Origin of the sequence: Rhizobium sp. 268 (assembly GCF_036571585.1) — a bacterium.
GTDB classification, from domain to species: domain Bacteria; phylum Pseudomonadota; class Alphaproteobacteria; order Rhizobiales; family Rhizobiaceae; genus Rhizobium; species Rhizobium redzepovicii.
On the sequence record NZ_JAPPSO010000009.1, the window covers coordinates 269,919 to 285,840 of the forward strand.

The window sequence follows — 15,922 nt, forward strand, 5'->3', positions numbered from 1 at the left end:
GACGATGTACCGTTACGACGAATTTGACCATGCCTTTGTCAGCGAGCGTGTCGAGCAGTTCCGCGACCAGGTTCAGCGCCGCCTTGCCGGCGAGCTTGCCGAGGATGCGTTCAAGCCGCTGCGCCTGATGAACGGCGTCTACCTGCAGCTTCATGCCTATATGCTGCGCATCGCCATTCCCTATGGCACGCTGAGCGCGCGCCAGATGCGTATGCTCGCCCATATCGCCCGCACCTATGACCGCGGTTATGGCCATTTCACCACGCGCCAGAACCTGCAGTTCAACTGGCCGAAGCTGTCGGAAATCCCCGATGCGCTCGCCGATCTTGCCAGCGTCGAGATGCATGCGCTGCAGACCTCGGGCAACTGCATTAGAAACGTGACCGCCGATCACTTCGCCGGTGCAGCCGCCGACGAGATTGCCGATCCCAGGCCTTATGCCGAAATCCTCCGCCAGTGGTCGTCGGTCCATCCTGAATTCTCCTTCCTGCCGCGCAAGTTCAAGATCGCCGTCACCGGCGCCGAGCGCGATCGCGCCGCCATCCAGGTCCATGATATCGGCTTGCACCTGAAGAAGAACGACAAGGGCGAGATCGGCTTTGCCGTCTATGTGGGCGGGGGCCAGGGCCGCACGCCGATGATCGCCAAGCTGATCCGCGACTTCCTGCCCGAGGAGGATCTGCTCTCCTACACCACGGCAATCGTGCGCGTGTACAATCTGCATGGCCGCCGCGACAACAAATACAAGGCCCGCATCAAGATCCTGGTGCACGAAACCGGCGCCGAGGAATTGACGCGCCAGGTGGAGGCCGAATTCGCCTCGCTCAGGGATAGTGAGCTGAAACTGCCGGAACAGGATGTCGAGGCGATCACCAGCTATTTCGCGCTGCCTGACCTGCCTCAGCGCGCCGAGGGCTGGGAAAACCTCGCCCGCTGGAAGAAGGCCGATCCGGCTTTCGCCCGCTGGGTCCAGCAGAATGTGCAGCCGCACAAGAACCCCGATTACGGCATGGTGACGATTTCGCTGAAGCCGATCGGCGGTATTCCGGGCGATGCCACCGACGCGCAGATGGATGCGATCGCCGATCTCGCCGTGGAATATGCCTTCGACGAAATCCGCGTCAGCCACGAGCAGAACCTGATCCTGCCGCATGTGGCGCTGGCCGATCTCGAAGCCGTCTATCGCGGTCTCGTCGCTATCGATCTGGCGGAAGCCAATGCCGGCCTGATCACAGATATCATTGCCTGTCCGGGGCTGGACTACTGTGCGCTCGCCAATGCGCGCTCCATTCCGCTGGCGCAGGAAATCTCCCGCCGCTTCGGCAGCGCCGAACGCCAGGCCGAGATCGGCGAGCTGAAGATCAAGATCTCCGGCTGCATCAATGCCTGCGGCCATCACCATGTCGGCCATATCGGCCTGCTCGGTGTGGAGAAGAAGGGCGCCGAACTCTACCAGATCACGCTTGGCGGCTCCGGCGACGAACATACCTCGATCGGTGAAATCATCGGCCGCGGCTTCGAGCCGGACCGGGTGACGGACGCGATCGAGACGATCGTCGACACCTATCTCGGCCTGCGCCTCGATCCGTCCGAAATCTTCCTTGCTGCCTATCGCCGCGTCGGACCGCAGCCTTTCAAGACCGCGCTCTATGGCGCCGCCGCGGAAGCGGCGTAAGGAGGCGATGATGACGAAGATCTGGAGAGAGACCGGTTTTGTCGAGAACGATCCCTGGGTGATCGAGACCGATGAGGTGAAGGCGAGCGGGCAGCAGAAGCCGCTGCTCGGCCTCGACGAACTGATCGCCAAGGCCGACGAAAGCAATGATGTCGGCCTCGGCGTGCTGATCAAGCCGGCCGACGACGTGCGCCGGCTAGAGCCCTATCTATCCCGCCTCGACATCGTTGCCGTCGCCTTTCCGGCGTTCAACGACGGCCGCGCCTTCAGCCATGCCTCGCTGCTGCGCCAGCGTCTCGGCTATACCAACGAGCTGCGCGCCGTCGGCGACGTGCTGATCGATCAGGTGCCGCTGATGCAGCGCGTCGGCATCGACAGTTTTGCTGTCAGCAATGCCACGGCGCTGAAGCGGCTTTCCGAAAACCGTCTTCCCGCCATTCCCCATCATTATCAGCCGGCGGTGCGTGACGCCGAAGCCGGCAAGGGCTATAGTTGGCGCCGTCAGGCGAAGCCGGCCGCATAAGCGGCCGCTCCGTCTTTTCACGATGACGGAACGGTAGCATGAAGACATTCGAAGTGGCGGTGATCGGCGGCGGCCTCGCCGGTATGATCGCGGCAATCGCGCTCGCCCGCGGCGGCCGCAGCGTGGCGCTGGTGGCGCCCGTTGCCGCAAAGGAGGACCGGCGCACCACGGCGCTGATGGATCAGTCGATCCGCTTTCTCGATCGGCTGGCGCTCTGGGACAAGCTCCGCCCGGCGACGGCACCTCTTGCCAGCATGCGCATCATCGACGGCACCGACCGGCTGCTGCGCGCGCCGACCACCACCTTCCGCGCCGCCGAAGTGGGCCTCGATGCCTTCGGCTATAATTTCCCCAACAAGGCGCTGACCGCGATCCTCGAACAGGCCACGGCCGACGAGGGCAATATCACCCGCTTCACCGATATGGCCGAATCGATCGAGATCTCGGCCGAGAAAGTGTCGATCGCACTAGCCGGCGGCGAGACGCTTTTCGCCGATTTTGCCGTCGGCGCCGATGGTCGCGGCTCGAAACTGCGCGAGACGGCCGGGATCGGCGTGCGCAAGTGGTCTTATCCGCAATCGGCCATGGTGCTGAATTTCGCCCATTCCCTGCCGCACCAGAACATCTCGAGCGAATTCCACACCAAACACGGCCCCTTCACCCAGGTGCCGCTGCCGGGGAGCCGCTCGAGCCTCGTCTGGGTGCAGGATCCGGCTGAGGCGGCCGCCCGCATGGAATTGCCGGTTGTCGAACTCGGCCGGCTTGTCGAGGCGCAGATGCAGTCCATGCTCGGCAAAGTCGATGTGGAGGAGGGCGTCCAGCTCTGGCAGCTGTCGGGCATGATGGCGCATCGTTTCGGCAAGGGACGCATCGCGCTGATCGGCGAGGCCGCCCATGTCTTCCCGCCGATCGGGGCGCAGGGGCTGAACCTCAGCCTGCGCGATATCATGGCGCTGACCGACATCCTTTGCGACAGGGCGGAATTGCCGGTGCCAGCCGATGCCGGCGAAAGTTTCGACCACAAGCGCCGTGCCGACATCATGACGCGCACGGCAAGCGTCGATCTTCTCAACCGCTCGCTGCTCTCGGATTTCCTGCCGGTGCAGATGCTACGGGCCGCCGGCCTGCATATCCTCTCGGCCATTCCGCCGCTGCGCAGCATCGTGATGCGCGAAGGCATCGAGCCCGGCCGGGGCTTCCGCGATATTCCCGATGCGCTACGGGAAAAGCTGAAGCGGAAGAAGGCCTGAGCGGATCGCGATCAGCCACAGCGAAACCGTCGCCACTGAAAGCACCGTCGTGATCAGGATCGTCGCCGAGGCGCGCTCCTGCCACACGCCATATTGCTGGCCGATGACGAAGACATTGGTCGCCGTCGGCAGCGAGGCGAGCAGCACCGCGGCCTGGATCCACACCGGCTCGAAACCGCCGACGGCAGTCAGCGCCAGGAACACCACGATCGGATGTAGGATCAGCTTAGCCGGCACGATATATGAGATTTCGGCCGGGATGCGCTTCAGCGGCCGCAGCGCCAGCGTCACGCCCATGGCAAACAGAGCGCAGGGCGCGGCCGCCTGGGCGAGGTAATCCACCAGGCGCTGAAACGCCAGCGGCTGGTCGAGATGCAGGGCGGCGACCGCAAAACCTGCCGCCGTCGACAGGATGAAGGGATGCAGCGCCACCTTGCGGGCGATATCGGCGACAAGCCGTCCGGCGGAACGCCTGTCGTCGCCGGCCGCCGCCATCAGCGCCGGCGCCACGATGAAATGCAGCGCGTTCTCGAAACAGATGATCAGCGCCACCGGCACGGCGGCACCTTCACCGAGCGCCAGCAGCGCCAGACCAGGCCCCATATAACCGATGTTGCCATAGGCGCCGGCAAAGGACTGGATGGTGCAGTCGGCAAGCGAATTGCGGCGCACGAGGCGGCCGATGACGAACAGCAGCGTGAACACCGCATAGGTCGCGGCGATATCGGTGACGATGAAATCGATGCGCGTCAGCTCTTCGATCGGCGTGCGCGAGACGAGCTTGAAAAACAAGGCGGGCAGGGCGGCATAGATGATGAAGGTGTTCAGCCATCCCAGCGCTTCGGCCGGCGGCTTCGTCGCCTTGGCGGCGGCATAGCCGATGAGGATCAGGCCGAAGAACGGCAGGAGCAGGCTGAGGATATCGGCCAAGAGGTCTTCCAGTGCGCGGGGATCGGCGGGTCAGGATCTGACTTAAGCAATTCCAGCGAAACTGTGTAGCGGTTTGGTCTCGGGAGTTGTGCAAAACAAATCGATAGAGCGTTTTCGTCATTCGAGGGAAAGACGGAAACGCTCTACAGGCGGGGCGCCTTTTGTTGCAGACCTGACCAGAGAGCGGTCAGTAATCCCAGAAGACCGGCACCCAGCGGAAGGTTTCGCCCTCAACCGCCACATGGCAGACGGAGGGGAAGGGCAGGTGGGTGGCCACCAGTAGTTCGCCGGTCGCCGCCAGTTCCCGCAGGAGAGCGACCCGGACGCGCGCCGCTTCCTCGGGGTCATGCTCGAAGCCGTTATGCCAGTCAGGCTGGTCGAAGCCGACGGCGAACACCGCGTCGCCGGCGAAGGTCAGCCGGTCGCCGCCGGAGGCCAGGCGAACCACGCTGTGCCCGGGGGTGTGGCCGCCGGTGCGGCGGGCGACGACGCCTGGCGCCACTTCGCACTCGTCATCGAATAGCCGCAGGTGGCTGCGGTACTCGTTCACGAACCGTTTGGCGGTCGCCCGAAGCGCATCCGGGAAGCCCGGCGGCATGCGGGTCCGGGAGAAATCGGGCGCTTCCCAGAACTTCACCTCGGCCGCCGCCAGGTGGATCCTGAGGTCGGGGCGCAGCCGCTCCTTCACCCCGTCCACGAGAAGCCCGCCGATGTGGTCCATGTGCAAGTGGGTCAACACCACATCGGTCACGGATGCAAGATCGACGCCGGCATCCTCCAGTCGCTTGATCAACTGCCCGGCCCGCGGCAAGTGCAGGTCCGGGTCGAGGCCGAGCCCGGCATCGAGAAGTATGGTCTGCCCGCCGCTGCGCGCCACCACCACGTTTAGTGGCCAATCCAGCGAGTCTTGCGGCAGGAACATGTGGTTCAGCCAGGCTTCACGCACCGCAGGCTCGGCATTGTGCGCCAACATCGTGGTGGGGAGCGGCAGCACTCCATCGCTGATCACCAGCACCTCGATCTCGCCGATCTGCACTGCGTAGCGCGAGGGAACCAGTTCACCGGGCCCTGGTCCACCGGGATGTGAGGTGTCTTCCAGGCTCATATTTGTCGCGAGGCTCATGTTTGTCTCCTTCTGACCGCCGCTTAAACACGGCATCGACGACGCTACATCGAGGCGTGTTTTCGATCGATTGGGTCGAAGGTAAGGGCGGATGGGTCGAGGGAGAGGGCGGCCTATACCACGGCATAGGTCCTGTCATGCAGGGTACCGGCGTCGGACAACCGGCGCGGATCGACCGACCGGGCGCGCTTCAGCCGATCTGCATCAGGATCGGGAAGGTCTGCTGAAACCAGATCGCCACATCGCTGACCCACCCGAACAGGAAGGCGAGGCCGGTCAGCACGAGGAAGACGCCCATCACCTTTTCCACCGTGCCGAGATGGCGGCGGAAGCGCGACAGGAAGCGCATGAAGGCACCGGAAAAGCCGGCGGCGATCCAGAAGGGGATGGCAAGGCCGAGCGAATAGACGGCGAGCAGCCCGGCCCCGGAGCCGACCGTCTCGCGCGAGGCGGCGACGCCGAGGATCGCGCCGAGCACCGGGCCGATGCAGGGTGTCCAGCCGAAGGCGAAGGCAAGGCCCATGATATAGGCCCCCGTCAACGTCGCCGGCTTGCCGCCACCCTGAAAGCGCGCCTCGCGGGCCAGGATGCCGATTCGGAAAAGGCCGAGGAAATTCAGCCCCATGACGATGATGATCAGACCGCCGAGCTTCGACAACAGGTCGAGATGCTGGCGAAGCGCCATGCCAATGCTGGAGGCGCCGGCGCCAAGCGCCACGAAGACGGTGGCAAAACCGAGCGTGAAGAGCAGAGCGGAAAACAACACGCCGCGTCGGACGTCCGGCGAGACGGCAACCGCACCGCCGCCGCGGAACTGCTCGACTGAAATGCCGGCCATATAGCAGAGATAGGGTGGGACGAGGGGAAGCACGCAGGGCGACAGAAAGGAAAGCGCCCCGGCAATCAGCGCGCTCCACAGGGAAATATCGGCAATCGACACGCATTCTCTCCGGCTGCAATCTGCATGATGTTCCTAGCTTTGCAGGCCGTGGATTGCCAATCACCTTTTTGCGTTTGGCGAGCCCTGAGCCGCAAATGGGGGGATAGCGGCCTGTCCGTATCTTGCGATCAGAAGCGACAGGCCGCCACCAGAGAGCGCTATTTCAGCGGCAGAAACAATTCCGCAACCGCCTCATGCTCCGGCACCTCCGGAAAGAAGCTCAGCCGCTGGCAATAGATCGGGAAATCGCGAGTTTCTTCGCCGCTCAGCGGAAGCCAGTCGCGATAGAGATAGAGCGCGGCGGGCTCCAGATTATCGGTGTTGCCGACGACGCGCAGCACGGCGCAGCGTCCGCCGGGGATCTCGCCGGCCTTGATCTCATCGCCGTTCGCCGCGATCGGCTGATCGGTCCCGACACAAAGGTCCACGCTATAATCTGCAGGCGAGGCGGGACGCCGCTCGGAACGCCAGACGTTGAAGGTCGGATTTGTCCTGGGGTGCAGGCCTGCGGCCGTGCGCCAGACGATGAACCGTTGGATGGTGGCGCCGAGCGTCGTCGGGTCGCCCCGATGCTCGATGATCGCCACCGGCGTCGGCGGCACATATCGAATCGTCACGTCGTCAGTGGTAAAATTCTTCTGCATGCGCTTGCTCCTAGCGTTATTGAGAGGCCCGAAGGCCGCAAGCCACGGCTCCCATTCGGGAGACTTCCGGAACGACGAAGGCGATTGCCCGAACCGTTGCCGAAAGGCGCGGGCGAAGGCATCCGGTGCGTCGTAACCGGCATCCATCGCTATCTCGGTGACGCTTTGCGCATCCCTGTAGGCCAGCCGGTGCGAAGCGCGCTTCATCCGGGCAAGCTGGACATAGCGATGCACAGACAGACCGAAGGTCGCCGTGAACTGCCGGTGGAGGTGAAACTTCGAGAATGCCGCAACGCCGCTCACCGTTTCCAGGTCCAGATCGTCGTCCAGGTGGCGGTCTATGTAGTCAAGCACCCGCTGCATCCGGGCATGGTAGTTTTGAAGCGCCGCCTTCATCCGTCTGTTCTCCGTGGCAGCATCAACTAAGCGCAGGCCGGCCTGATGCGCTCGACCGATCTTGCGGTTTTCTCACGGGTCGCAGAGCATCGCCAAGGATTCGATGACAAGCTCACCGCCGATTTTCTCGTCATGTGCCTTGCGTCCGCAAGGATGTGCCTTGCGTCCGCAAGAAATGTGCCGACTGCCGGAAAAAGCTGAATTTTTCGGTTGACCGCAATGGGTCGCCTGCCTATGTTCCGCCCACTTCCAGCCGGGGTGCTTCACCCGCGGAGAGGGAGAGCGTAGCTCAGCCGGTAGAGCAACTGACTTTTAATCAGTAGGTCTCGGGTTCGAACCCCGACGCTCTCACCATAAAATCAATTAGATACTGGTGTTGCGTGCGGCTTTTGCGACGACCGCAAAGTCGCACGGTCGGTCTAATTGGTCGACCGATTCATGGCGCTGCTGGTCGCCTGGTTCAACCGTGCGGGGTGGGACACACATAGCCGGTGGTCATGAATATCCGCCAAAAGCCAATAGAAGCACGCCAACCGCAATCACAGCCAGGGCCGGCCAATTTTGCGATACGCCCAGGAACCTGAGGCCCTGGTGCCGCGGTTCCAGTGTGCTGCCGCCTTGCGGCATCTGGCGCGAGTCACTCGGCCTTCGGCTGAGCGTCGACCGAAAGAGAAAAAGAAGTCCTCCAATTATGAGAGCCGCACCGATCAGGATTGCCCACATCGTCGCCTCCGCTACGGACAAGGGTGCACGTTAAACTGGATCTGGATCTGATTGTTCCCGGGTGACTGCATCTTTCGGGTTGTCCATTTATGGATCGGAACACTTAACCTCCATCCCCGTTCTTCTATTCCAACGATAGGAGGAAATACCCATGGATTGGAACCGTGTTGAAGGTAACTGGAAGCAGATGAAGGGCAAGGTAAAGGAGCAGTGGGGTAAGCTCACTGACGATGACCTTGACGTTATCGCTGGCAAGCGCGATCAGCTCGAAGGCAAGATCCAGGAGCGCTACGGTTACGAAAAAGACCGTGCGAAGAGAGACATAGACGACTGGTACGGCCGCCAGCCCTGGTAATCAGAGAGACATCGCCTATCTCAAGCCGCCGGCATTCGCCGGCGGCTTGTGCGCGCCGGTCGCGCCTTCGATGAAGCGCAACCTGGCATGTGAGAAAAGCGATCATCGACAGACCTCCATTCTCGGAACCAGAAGCGCGCGCAGTGAATTTGAGCACTGAGCAATCCTGGAGATCCCAATGGACAAGACACCGAAAACAGCCATCCGCGGAATGATGTTGTACGTACTCGCCCTTCTCGTCTTGGGCGTTCTGGCGGGCGCCGCCTACACGATTTATGGCCATCCCGCCGATCCGTCCGAGCGACCAGCGGCTGAGACGATTCCGCAAAAAACCGCGGCTCCGCATTGAGGCACATCACACCAACTATTTGATTGATCGCCCCTCGAGAACAAACGGTGGCCGGGAGAGTGCCTGCCACACGGGCTTCCAACCCGGTCTGGTCGTGTTGAAAAGTCCGGGTTCCACGGCAAGAAGGCAGCAAGCGGCAAGCAACATGGCTTTGGAAAGCAGGGCAGAAACCCCTGTCGCAAGTCGTTCCAACCAGTAGGGTCTTTATTTATAGGGAGAATTACCTGCGACACGGAATCAGCCTCCGCTGAAAGAAGCCGTTGCGGCTTGATGTTTACCCATCGCCGATGGCCTAGGAGCACATCTAGAGAATTTCAAATACGTCATACTCAACGCCGCCCGGACACCGTCCGCCCTGCGCAACCGCGACGATTTGGTTGAGCCACGCGTGCCGTGGCGCGGCCGTCTCGAACCAGGGAGTTGTCCGCAGATAATATTCGGAGGCGTCGACCGCTTCGCCGCGTGCCAGACGCTCATCAACGGCCGCGGTGGAGCGCCTGATGCCGCGATAGGTCATCAAGATCAGATCGCCGTCATCGGCGACGAGCAGGAGCCTGACATCCTGCTGAAACGTGCCGTCTGCGCGCGCAAGCAGCAGATCGGAGCCAATCAGCGGCGACACCTCGCCCTTCAGGCGCTCGCCCTCAAAATATCCACCGGAAACGGAAAATATGCGGCGGCCTCCGGCCGGCGTCTGGCCGAGCTCCAGGGCCGGCTGAAGTGTCATGAAAAGTCTGAATAAGGGCCGAGATTGCAGGGTCATGTCAGATCGCCTATCGTTGACTTCAACCCTAGCCGCAAGCGCTCTGTCGCCAAAACGCGCTTTGCTTGTGAGCATCACAAGAAAAACTCATGAAAAGCGAAGAGATTATGCGGCCGCCGTTGGAGTCCTTGCGAATTCTGGAAGCGTGCGTTTCTGTCGGCAGCTTTGCCCGCGCGGCAGAGCGTTTATGCCTTACCCCAGCGGCAGTCAGCCTGCGTATCCGTACGTTGGAGGCCGACCTTGGCCAGTCGCTGTTCCAGCGCGCCGGGCGCCGCGTTGTCCCGACGGCTGCTGCCACTGTTCTGGCGGGCCGAATTCGGACGGCATTGGATGGCATTGCCGGCGCGCTTGATGAGTTCCAGGCGGCCATGCCGCCGCTCCGGCTGACAGCGCCTCCGACATTCGCCTCGCGTTGGCTCGCACCCCGGCTGTCACGATATCACTCAGGAGGAACATCACCGATCGAGGTCGATGTCTCCGCCGATATTCGCGATCCCAGCGCATTTGACGTCGCCATACGGACAGGGCGTGGCGGATGGGAAGGGCTTGACGAGTATCGGCTCGCGCCGGTTGAGGCAACTCCGATGCTGGCGCCCTCTCTGCTTGGAACAAGAACCCTGAATAGGCCGAATGAGCTGGCCGATTTCGAGCTTTTGCCGCACCCGGATTTGGATGCCTGGTTCAGGGGCGCTCAATGCGAGACGCCGCCGGCTCTGCGGTTCGTGATGGTCGACTATCCCACGCACGAACTGGATGCCAGTGCGGCGGTGGCAGGTGTCGGCGTGGCGCTGTTGTCGCCGTCCTTGTTTCGACCGCTTTTGGAAAAGGGACTGCTGATCGCACCCTTTCAATATGTGTTGACCGGGCCGGCCTGGCATTTCGCGTTGATGCGCGCCGACGACTCCCGTCTCGCGCCCAGGCAACTCTGCGCATGGCTTTGTGAGCGGGCTCACGAGCCAGCCTGATAGGGAACAACCTGCGACAGGCAAAACCGACAACAGGCCAGCCCGATCAGTTTGGCTTCCCGGTAGCACCTGAACTCCTATATCGCGCCTGGACATCCAAACCGAGGAGTTTGCGGATGAGAGAACATGCTGTCGTGATTGCCGGAGGAGGGCCGACGGGGCTGATGCTGGCGGGCGAATTGGCCCTGGTAGGTGTCGACGTCGCGATCGTCGAACGCCGGCCGAACCAGGAAATCGTCGGTTCGCGTGCCGGCGGTCTCAGCGCGCGCACGCTTGAGGTTCTCGATCAGCGCGGCGTGGTCGACCGGTTCCTCGCGGAAGGGCAGATCGCCCAGGTTACCGGGTTTGCGGTCACGCGGCTCGATATCAGCGATTTTCCGACCCGGCACAATTACGGGCTGGCGCTGCGGCAGAAGCATATCGAGCGCATTCTGGCCGGATGGGTCGGCGAACTGCCGGTGACGATCTATCGTGGCTGCGAGTTGACCGGATTCGTACAGGACGACACCGGCGTCACCGTCGAACTTTCCGATGATTTCAAGCTCAGGGCAGGCTACCTCGTCGGCTGCGATGGCGGCCGCAGCCTGGTTCGCAAGATCGCCGGCATTGAATTTCCGGGATGGGATGCGACCACCAGCAATATTCTCGCTGAGGCCGAGATGGAGGTGGAGCCGCCGCTCGGCGTCCATCGCACAGTGCTCGGCCTGCACGCCTTCGGCCGCGAGGAATATGAAATTCGCGACGGCAAGGTCGTCTTTGCCAGCGAAGGCCCGGTCAATGTCATGGTGACGGAAAAGAGTGCCGGCGGCACGGCCGAGCCGACGCTCAGCGATTTCAGGCAAGCCCTGATCGAAACATGCGGCACGGATTATGGAATCCATAGCCTGAGGTGGATTTCCAGGTTCACCGACATGTCGCGGCAGGCGGAGGCTTATCGCAAGGGCCGCATCTTCCTGGCCGGCGATGCCGCGCATGTGCATTCTCCAGTGGGCGGGCAGGGCCTCAACACCGGCGTGCAGGATGCCGTCAATCTCGGCTGGAAGCTGGCGCAGGTGGTGAAGGGAATATCGCCGGAAAGCTTGCTCGACAGCTATCACGCCGAGCGCCATCCGGTGGCTGCCCGCGTGCTGCGCACGACGATGGCGCAGGTCGCCTTGCAACGGACCGATGACCGCAGCGAAGCCTTGCGGGACATCGTCCTGGAACTCCTCGCCATGGACGAGCCGCGCAAAAAGATCGCCGCCGAAATGTCCGGACTGGCCATCCATTACGATCTCGGCGAGGGCCACCCGCTGCTCGGCCGCCGCATGCCCGACCTCGACCTCATCACGCCCGATGGCCCGTTGCGCGTCAATGCGCTGCTCCGAAATGCGCGGGCAGCGCTTCTGAATTTCGGCACACCCAGCAGCCTTGACATCACGCCGTGGTCGGCCCGCGTCCAGTTGGTTGAGGCCAGCTATGATGGCGCATGGGAGCTGCCGGCATTGGGCGCGGTCTCTGCCCCAGCCGCAGTGCTGATCCGGCCCGACGGCTATGTGGCGTGGGTGGGCGAGGGCAAGCCGGATGGTCTCCACGAGGCGATGACGACCTGGTTCGGACCACCTGGCTAATGCCGAAAAGACTGCGGCCTAGTCTAAGCGGCCAGCGGCATCGAACCGCAATCCGATATCGCCTCGGTCCCCGGCACGGGTTTGCCGCGGCGCTCCCATGTCCGGCGGCTGATGCCGAAAGCCTCCCAGGGGCGCGCCTGGCTGAAGGAATGGGCGAGATAGTCGGCTCTGGGAAGCGCGCCGGCGGGGGTGATGTAGCCTATCCGACAGACATTCGGTGGATTGTCGATGAAAGGGCAGCGGATCTTAGATCGACCTTGGCGGACAAGGCGCGCAAATAGGCCCAGTCACGTCAAGCCAACAGAGACAAGTCGCTCCGAAGCTTATCGATCCGTTGGCGCCAGCGGGTCCCATCTCCATCTGAATGGAGAGAAGGCCCGTCGCCACAATTTACATCGGTAAGGTCTTAAATCAGCGAAAGCCAAAGAAGCTCAAAATTGCGAGCACGATGACGACAGCGCCGACAAGCCAGATCAAATTGTTCATTGGGAACGCTCTCCTGTTTGAATTGAGCCAACCGTGACCCGCTGGCTTAACTGCCCGGCGGGGCTTGCGGTTCCCTAACCATTCCTACTGCCGTCTCGCGCTTCTCCTCGACGCAGTGATGCCACGGCTGCTCTCCCGCAAGGCGGGGCCCGGCAGCAGCTTGCTTCGGCGGTCCGGCAATCGCAGCGAGGCGCTGAACGAAGGTCTGCGGCCCAGACCTTCAATAACTGCACGAGCGGGCGTTGCCGGGTCTGAAACCACCTGCGCAAGCCGGGTTGATCGACGTGTCCCGTTGATACTGGAAATCTTCACGATCGTGCTTGCCGGGCGAGGTGCAGGAAGATGTGATCACGGACACACAAAGCAGTGCGCCGACGGCTACGAAAGTCAGAAATCGGTTCATCTGGGCTCTCCCTTGCGGAGTTGATCTTGGTCGCATTCTGCCATGCCGCTCACGAGCCTATACCAAACTTACGGCGCGATTGATCATATTTGGCTGAACACGTGTGCGATGGATCAATCAATCTAGATCTTGGTGCTTTTGAACCTAGATCGCTGACCAATTCACTCAAGATAAGCTGATCGGGCTATTCTGCCGTTATGGAAGTAGTTGCGGATGCTTTTGGCTAAAGGCAGGTGATTTTGTCTTGAATAAATCAAGGTTTTTCAGTAATATTATCCCATAAAAAAGTAATATAAATGGGAGGATACTATGGCGGAAACTCGGTTTGATCCGGTTTTGCTTCATCGTCAGCATTTCATCGCGGAGATCACATGTCTCGATGAAATCTTCGATTTTCTGGATGAATGGCCGCAGGACAAACGAGGTCTGGCATATGACACGCTGTTGAAGGCGTGCAGGGACACGGCCAGCGGCCGTTTCCCGCTGAGCGCTGCGCGCGAGAATTTCCGGCGTTTTCTGAAGATGTCGGGTGTGCTCGCCAAAGTCGAGGGCGCCCCCAAATTCGAGCAACTAATGGGGGATCGAAATATCGGGAATGCCTGATGATAGTGAGTAGGCAGGGGGCGCGCCGTCACGTCATGTGCGGCGCGTCTTGCGTTCAGGCTGCTCGGCGGCCGCCTATTCTTCGCCAGAAAGCGTCATGACACTCACTACGAGAGACAGATGTCCTCCGGTGGTCGCAGGCTCGACGGAATTTCAAGCAAGGCTGTCATTCGCCCAGTCGCAGCGGAACACCATCACAGGCTTCGAAAAGCCCTTGAGCCGCCGGCGCGAGGCGTGACCGAAGAGATCGGCGGCGCCGTATTCCCTAAAAATATTCTCTGAGACGAGAATCTGGTCACTTGATGCGGCCGCACAGAGGCGTGCGGCGAGCTGTACGGTCGAGCCGAACAGATCGTTACTGTCCTCGACCGGCTCGCCGCAATCCAGCCCGATGCGGATATGGATCGGCTCGGTGTTTCCGCCGTTGTAAAGCTGGAATTCCTTCTGGATTGCCATGGCGCATTCGACGGCGGCAGTGGTCGCGGAAAAGGCCGCCATGATGCCGTCGCCGGTGTGCTTCACTTCGCGGCCGGAATTTTGGCCGAGGCATCGGCGCACGATCGCGTCATGGGCTCTCACCATTTCAGTCCCGATGCGGTCGCCGAGCCGCGCGGTCATCTCGGTCGATCCGACGATATCGGTAAAGAGGATTGCCCGGTGGCCGGGATCTATTTCGGCGGAGGATTGGCCAGGCGCCGGATCGGGGTCATGAATGCGGCCGAGAAACGCCTCGACAGCCGACAAAGCGACCTCAACGACCTCGCCAGCGACGAAGCCGTGCGCCTCGCGATGCACACATTGGGCGGTTTCCATGTCAGGGGCATCCACGAGACAGAAGGCGGTCCCGCGGCGCTGGTCGAACCAATAGGTCAGGAACTTGACGCCGTAGCGATCTTGGATGTCCAGATCCATGCGATGCGCCTGCGCAACGTCGGCCGCCGACGTTCCCTCGAGAAAGTGCCGATCCATGAAGATAGGCATCGCGTGTCCTCCCAGATCCGTTGCGTGCAAGCGATGGCATTCTACGATCTGGACGCTTTCGCGTCCACCTTTGGCACAATCAATGAATGAATATAAAGGCTGTTGCTTCCGGAGAATTCGATGCGTTGCTGTAAATTCTATAGAATACTCGGCAAAGGCCGGCTTTTAATGAGTAGGCTCGGCAGGAGAAGCCTGATATTTACCATAATCAGCCGTTTGATAACCAGTTGCGGGGTTCTCGACGCCGATCAGAGCACTTCAAGCGTTGCATGTTCTCAAAGCGCCTGCTGGAGGGGGCGAGGAGAATGTCCGCTCCCGCCTACCCCACGGCACGCAAATTGCATCTTTAACTCGTAAGCTCACCGAAATTGGAAAAGCTGTAGCAAAGTGAGACAGACGGCAAATTTTCGACCGGTCGGCTTGGCCTCAATGGGGCTTGGCCATTATGCCGTTATTAACTCTGTGTGGGACGCTGCGCGCACGCTGCTGCACGAGTGGCCGGTCGATGACGGCGAAGACTATTTCGAAGCCGTGAAGTCCTGCCTGGATGCGATTATCGGCGATCTCCCGCCGGAAGAGGTGCGGGCATCCTTTATCCGGGCTGCTCAGGAAGCCGGCATCGCCGTCATTGAGGCTGCGGACTGAACACCCGCCTGATCCAATCGTCCTGAACGCCAGATCCGCCCGACTTGACATTTTCGGCCGAGAGGCTAAATTAGAACAAAACAGGAACATTGGAGATGGTCATGACGCATACGGAACAAGTGATCGCCAACGCCCTAGCCCTTGTCGAAGCGTCGCGTGCGGCGCGCGAGCGCGATCAGTTGCGCCGCGCCGCCTGGCAGAGAAAGGTCGAACTCAGCCGGCCGCTGCCGCCCTTGCCGCGTCCGGTTCAATTGCCATTGGCGCTGAACTGATGCAGCCGGCAAAGATCCAGGAGCCCGATCCCATGTCGCCCAATCTGGCCTTGCCTGATCCTGCTTGGCCCGATGCTGCTTGGCCCGATCGTGCTTGGGAAGTCGAAGCCGTGCTGGCCTGGCATGACGACAATGCTAAGGCGGCGATCCGCTCGCTGCTCGACGACTGCAAACATCTCCGCCAGCAATTGGCCCTGGCGGAGCGGGCGATGAGCCGCGGAATGACCCGCGGTTGGACACCGCGATACAAGCGCGACGCCCTCTGACACGAGAGGGCCTCCCGCCG

At 61.6% G+C, this 15,922-nt stretch carries 19 protein-coding genes and 1 tRNA gene; 12 read left to right on the forward strand and 8 right to left on the reverse strand.

The genetic code is table 11. The features are described from left to right. Positions 1–4: 4 nt before the first annotated feature. The 3 genes from OS035_RS19555 to OS035_RS19565 are packed head-to-tail and all read left to right on the forward strand — an operon-like array spanning position 5 to position 3,448. On the forward strand, positions 5–1,675 hold the full coding sequence (locus tag OS035_RS19555; RefSeq protein ID WP_183777713.1) for a nitrite/sulfite reductase: 1,671 nt from the start codon (positions 5–7) through the stop codon (positions 1,673–1,675). 10 nt (positions 1,676–1,685) lie between these two features. Continuing rightward, positions 1,686–2,198: a DUF934 domain-containing protein gene (locus OS035_RS19560; RefSeq protein ID WP_097625468.1), complete on the forward strand. Its 513-nt coding sequence runs from the start codon at positions 1,686–1,688 to the stop codon at positions 2,196–2,198. A gap of 38 nt (positions 2,199–2,236) precedes the next feature. Beyond that, a complete protein-coding gene (locus tag OS035_RS19565; protein ID WP_097625399.1) occupies positions 2,237–3,448 on the forward strand; it encodes a UbiH/UbiF family hydroxylase in 1,212 nt (403 codons plus the stop codon). On the opposite strand, the gene OS035_RS19570 is transcribed toward OS035_RS19565, so the two are convergent. From OS035_RS19570 to OS035_RS19585, 4 genes are all read right to left on the reverse strand, one after another. After that, positions 3,416–4,378, reverse strand: a complete 963-nt coding sequence (locus OS035_RS19570) for an AEC family transporter (RefSeq protein ID WP_331813987.1) — start codon at positions 4,376–4,378, stop codon at positions 3,416–3,418. The genes OS035_RS19565 and OS035_RS19570 overlap by 33 nt on opposite strands. 187 nt (positions 4,379–4,565) lie before the next feature. Then, a complete protein-coding gene (locus OS035_RS19575) occupies positions 4,566–5,501 on the reverse strand; it encodes an MBL fold metallo-hydrolase (protein ID WP_165503886.1) in 936 nt (311 codons plus the stop codon). Between the two features lie 190 nt (positions 5,502–5,691). Then, positions 5,692–6,441, reverse strand: a complete 750-nt coding sequence (locus OS035_RS19580) for a cytochrome c biogenesis CcdA family protein (protein ID WP_097625401.1) — start codon at positions 6,439–6,441, stop codon at positions 5,692–5,694. Positions 6,442–6,599: 158 nt separating this feature from the next. After that, on the reverse strand, positions 6,600–7,481 hold the full coding sequence (locus OS035_RS19585; protein ID WP_097625402.1) for an AraC family transcriptional regulator: 882 nt from the start codon (positions 7,479–7,481) through the stop codon (positions 6,600–6,602). A gap of 278 nt (positions 7,482–7,759) precedes the next feature. Here OS035_RS19585 and OS035_RS19590 point away from each other — a divergent pair. Further along, positions 7,760–7,835 (forward strand) — tRNA-Lys (locus OS035_RS19590). Positions 7,836–7,976: 141 nt separating this feature from the next. On the opposite strand, the gene OS035_RS19595 is transcribed toward OS035_RS19590, so the two are convergent. Further along, a complete protein-coding gene (locus OS035_RS19595) occupies positions 7,977–8,204 on the reverse strand; it encodes a hypothetical protein (protein ID WP_131710885.1) in 228 nt (75 codons plus the stop codon). A gap of 151 nt (positions 8,205–8,355) precedes the next feature. On the opposite strand from OS035_RS19595, the gene OS035_RS19600 reads away from it, so the two are divergent. Beyond that, a complete protein-coding gene (locus OS035_RS19600; RefSeq protein ID WP_097625404.1) occupies positions 8,356–8,559 on the forward strand; it encodes a CsbD family protein in 204 nt (67 codons plus the stop codon). Between the two features lie 178 nt (positions 8,560–8,737). Next, the gene (locus OS035_RS19605) at positions 8,738–8,908 is read left to right on the forward strand and encodes a hypothetical protein (protein WP_165503887.1); all 171 of its coding nucleotides are present in this window, start codon (positions 8,738–8,740) and stop codon (positions 8,906–8,908) included. 304 nt (positions 8,909–9,212) lie between these two features. On the opposite strand, the gene OS035_RS19610 is transcribed toward OS035_RS19605, so the two are convergent. Next, positions 9,213–9,671 carry a DUF3237 domain-containing protein gene (locus tag OS035_RS19610; protein ID WP_097625405.1) on the reverse strand — a complete coding sequence of 153 codons (459 nt, stop codon included), beginning with the start codon at positions 9,669–9,671 and terminating at the stop codon, positions 9,213–9,215. Between the two features lie 107 nt (positions 9,672–9,778). On the opposite strand from OS035_RS19610, the gene OS035_RS19615 reads away from it, so the two are divergent. Next, complete coding sequence (locus OS035_RS19615) at positions 9,779–10,636, forward strand: LysR family transcriptional regulator (protein ID WP_183777792.1); 858 nt, start codon at positions 9,779–9,781, stop codon at positions 10,634–10,636. 116 nt (positions 10,637–10,752) lie between these two features. Continuing rightward, complete coding sequence (locus OS035_RS19620; RefSeq protein ID WP_097625406.1) at positions 10,753–12,246, forward strand: FAD-dependent monooxygenase; 1,494 nt, start codon at positions 10,753–10,755, stop codon at positions 12,244–12,246. A 706-nt stretch (positions 12,247–12,952) separates the two neighbouring features. Here OS035_RS19620 and OS035_RS19625 read toward each other — a convergent pair. Further along, positions 12,953–13,135 (reverse strand): hypothetical protein, encoded by a 183-nt coding sequence (locus tag OS035_RS19625; protein WP_097625407.1) that lies wholly within the window; start codon positions 13,133–13,135, stop codon positions 12,953–12,955. A gap of 309 nt (positions 13,136–13,444) precedes the next feature. Here OS035_RS19625 and OS035_RS19630 point away from each other — a divergent pair, with 309 nt between their 5' ends. Beyond that, on the forward strand, positions 13,445–13,738 hold the full coding sequence (locus tag OS035_RS19630) for a DUF982 domain-containing protein (protein WP_097612589.1): 294 nt from the start codon (positions 13,445–13,447) through the stop codon (positions 13,736–13,738). A gap of 153 nt (positions 13,739–13,891) precedes the next feature. On the opposite strand, the gene OS035_RS19635 is transcribed toward OS035_RS19630, so the two are convergent. Beyond that, positions 13,892–14,719, reverse strand: coding sequence for a nickel-binding protein (locus OS035_RS19635; RefSeq protein WP_097625408.1), 828 nt, complete (start codon positions 14,717–14,719; stop codon positions 13,892–13,894). A gap of 387 nt (positions 14,720–15,106) precedes the next feature. On the opposite strand from OS035_RS19635, the gene OS035_RS19640 reads away from it, so the two are divergent. The 3 genes from OS035_RS19640 (at position 15,107) to OS035_RS19650 (ending at position 15,902) form a co-directional block, all read left to right on the forward strand. Then, positions 15,107–15,364 (forward strand): DUF982 domain-containing protein, encoded by a 258-nt coding sequence (locus OS035_RS19640; protein ID WP_003586584.1) that lies wholly within the window; start codon positions 15,107–15,109, stop codon positions 15,362–15,364. Between the two features lie 101 nt (positions 15,365–15,465). After that, entirely contained in the window at positions 15,466–15,636 is a 171-nt protein-coding gene (locus tag OS035_RS19645; RefSeq protein WP_010069037.1) for a hypothetical protein, read from the forward strand. Then, positions 15,636–15,902, forward strand: coding sequence for a hypothetical protein (locus tag OS035_RS19650; protein ID WP_097625409.1), 267 nt, complete (start codon positions 15,636–15,638; stop codon positions 15,900–15,902). The genes OS035_RS19645 and OS035_RS19650 overlap by 1 nt, the downstream gene beginning before the upstream one ends. The last annotated feature ends 20 nt before the right edge of the window (positions 15,903–15,922 follow it).

Bases quoted from the DNA above. Each gene is read 5' to 3' on its own strand.
- OS035_RS19555 (WP_183777713.1), top strand. From the start codon at position 5: ATGTACCGTTACGACGAATTTGACCATGCCTTTGTCAGCGAGCGTGTC.
- OS035_RS19560 (WP_097625468.1), top strand. From the start codon at position 1,686: ATGACGAAGATCTGGAGAGAGACCGGTTTTGTCGAGAACGATCCCTGG.
- OS035_RS19565 (WP_097625399.1), top strand. From the start codon at position 2,237: ATGAAGACATTCGAAGTGGCGGTGATCGGCGGCGGCCTCGCCGGTATG.
- OS035_RS19575 (WP_165503886.1), bottom strand. From the start codon at position 5,501: ATGAGCCTCGCGACAAATATGAGCCTGGAAGACACCTCACATCCCGGT.
- OS035_RS19585 (WP_097625402.1), bottom strand. From the start codon at position 7,481: ATGAAGGCGGCGCTTCAAAACTACCATGCCCGGATGCAGCGGGTGCTT.
- OS035_RS19595 (WP_131710885.1), bottom strand. From the start codon at position 8,204: ATGTGGGCAATCCTGATCGGTGCGGCTCTCATAATTGGAGGACTTCTT.
- OS035_RS19600 (WP_097625404.1), top strand. From the start codon at position 8,356: ATGGATTGGAACCGTGTTGAAGGTAACTGGAAGCAGATGAAGGGCAAG.
- OS035_RS19605 (WP_165503887.1), top strand. From the start codon at position 8,738: ATGGACAAGACACCGAAAACAGCCATCCGCGGAATGATGTTGTACGTA.
- OS035_RS19610 (WP_097625405.1), bottom strand. From the start codon at position 9,671: ATGACCCTGCAATCTCGGCCCTTATTCAGACTTTTCATGACACTTCAG.
- OS035_RS19615 (WP_183777792.1), top strand. From the start codon at position 9,779: ATGCGGCCGCCGTTGGAGTCCTTGCGAATTCTGGAAGCGTGCGTTTCT.
- OS035_RS19620 (WP_097625406.1), top strand. From the start codon at position 10,753: ATGAGAGAACATGCTGTCGTGATTGCCGGAGGAGGGCCGACGGGGCTG.
- OS035_RS19625 (WP_097625407.1), bottom strand. From the start codon at position 13,135: ATGAACCGATTTCTGACTTTCGTAGCCGTCGGCGCACTGCTTTGTGTG.
- OS035_RS19630 (WP_097612589.1), top strand. From the start codon at position 13,445: ATGGCGGAAACTCGGTTTGATCCGGTTTTGCTTCATCGTCAGCATTTC.
- OS035_RS19635 (WP_097625408.1), bottom strand. From the start codon at position 14,719: ATGCCTATCTTCATGGATCGGCACTTTCTCGAGGGAACGTCGGCGGCC.
- OS035_RS19645 (WP_010069037.1), top strand. From the start codon at position 15,466: ATGACGCATACGGAACAAGTGATCGCCAACGCCCTAGCCCTTGTCGAA.
- OS035_RS19650 (WP_097625409.1), top strand. From the start codon at position 15,636: ATGCAGCCGGCAAAGATCCAGGAGCCCGATCCCATGTCGCCCAATCTG.